The sequence below is a fragment of the Catenulispora rubra genome (assembly GCF_015356825.1).
Lineage (GTDB): Bacteria > Actinomycetota > Actinomycetes > Streptomycetales > Catenulisporaceae > Catenulispora > Catenulispora rubra.
Map to the genome: position 1 here is coordinate 1 of NZ_JAACYW010000600.1, position 1,681 is coordinate 1,681.

Here is a 1,681-nt window from a genome sequence, read left to right on the forward strand (position 1 = left end):
CCCATCCGCAGCCCTCCGCCCAACCACCAAACCCGCCTACCCTGGCCTCATGGCTACCCACGCACGCGCCGAACGCGCCCACCTCGCCCAAGCCCTCACCGAAGCCGGCCCCGAGGCCCCCACGCTGTGCGAAGGCTGGAGCACGCGGGACCTGGCGGCGCACGTCGTGGTGCGGGAGCGGCGGGTCGACGCGGCCGGCGGGATCATGGTCAAGGCGCTCGCGCCGCGGCTGGCGCGGGTGCAGGCCGAGTTCGCCGCGCGGCCCTGGACCGAGCTGCTGCAGATGGTCGCCGAAGGGCCGTCGCGGCGCTCGCTGCTCGGGCTCGCGCCGGTCGACGAGGCCGCGAACGTCGTGGAGTTCTTCGTGCACTGCGAAGACGTGCGGCGCGCCAAACCCGGATGGGAGCCGCGCCCCCTCGATGCCGCGCTCACCGAAGTGCTGTGGAAGCGTGCCGCCGGCATGGCGCGGCTGTCCGGGCGGCGCGCGCCGGCCGGGCTGGTGCTGCGCCGCCCCGACGGGCAGACCGCGGTCGCGCACAAGGGCGCGCCGGTGGTCACCGTCACCGGTGCCCCCGGCGAGCTGGTGATGTTCATGTCGGGGCGGCAGGCCCACGCGGTGGTGGAGATGGACGGCCCCGAACAAGCGGTCGCGGCAGTGCGGAGCGCGAAGTTCGGCCTGTGACCCATAAGCTGTCCGGCATGGTGCTGCGGGTGGCGACATGGAACGTGAACTCGGTGACGGCTCGGGTGGACCGTCTGACCGGCTGGCTGGGTACGGCCGAACCGGACGTGCTGTGCCTGCAGGAGCTGAAAACCACCGACGACGCCTTCCCCGCCGCGCAGGTCGCCGACCTCGGTTACCACGCCGCGACCTGGGGCACCGGCCGCTGGAACGGCGTGGCGATCCTGTCCCGCGCTGAGATCACCGACGTGCAGCGTGGCTGGCCGGACCTGCCGGAGTTCGAAGGCGGCCTCGAGCCCCGCGCCCTGACCGCGACCTGCGGCGGCGTCCGCGTCACCAGCGTCTACGTCCCCAACGGCCGCGAGCTGGGCCACCCGCACTTCGCCTACAAAATCGCCTGGCTGGACTCCCTCACCGCCGCCGTGGCCGAACCGGCGCGCGCCGAGCAGCCCTACGCGGTCCTGGGCGACTTCAACATCGCCCCGACCGATGCCGACGTGTGGGACATGTCGCTGTTCACCGAATCCACCCACGTCACCCCCGCCGAGCGGTCCAAGCTCGCGGACTTGGAGGCGCAGGGCCTGGCCGAGGTGCTGCCGCGGGCGTTGAAGTACGACAAGCCGTACACGTACTGGGACTACCGGCAGCTGGCGTTCCCGAAGAACAACGGCATGCGCATCGACCTGGTGTTCGGAAATCCGGCGTTCGTCGGGAAAGTCACCGACTCCTTCGTCGACCGGGAAGAACGCAAAGGCAAGGGAGCCTCCGACCACGCGCCGGTGGTGGTGGACCTCGACCTGTGAGGCCGCCCCGTGACATCGGCACGGCCGCCCGGATCGCTCAGGCCGCTCAGGCCGCCCGGGTCGCGCGTTCGGCGCAGCTCAGCACGCCGCATCGCAGGCACGGGCCTGGCGCTCTCGCCGACCACCGAGGTGCTCCTGGAGGAGTCCATCTTCGGCTGGAAGGAGTACGAGCTGGAGCTGATGCGCGACAAGAACG

2 protein-coding genes and 1 pseudogene are annotated in these 1,681 nt (G+C 71.8%); all 3 read left to right on the top strand.

The window, feature by feature from the left end:
* Window positions 1–49 precede the first annotated feature (49 nt).
* A complete protein-coding gene (locus GWK61_RS54415; protein ID WP_194922263.1) occupies window positions 50–682 on the top strand; it encodes a TIGR03085 family metal-binding protein in 633 nt (210 codons plus the stop codon).
* 23 nt (window positions 683–705) lie between these two features.
* Window positions 706–1,485, top strand: a complete 780-nt coding sequence (locus tag GWK61_RS54420; protein WP_194922265.1) for an exodeoxyribonuclease III — start codon at window positions 706–708, stop codon at window positions 1,483–1,485.
* A gap of 84 nt (window positions 1,486–1,569) precedes the next feature.
* Window positions 1,570–1,681: pseudogene (locus GWK61_RS61740) on the top strand (ATP-binding protein); the annotation flags it as partial.

Bases quoted from the DNA above. Each gene is read 5' to 3' on its own strand.
- GWK61_RS54415 (WP_194922263.1), top strand. From the start codon at position 50: ATGGCTACCCACGCACGCGCCGAACGCGCCCACCTCGCCCAAGCCCTC.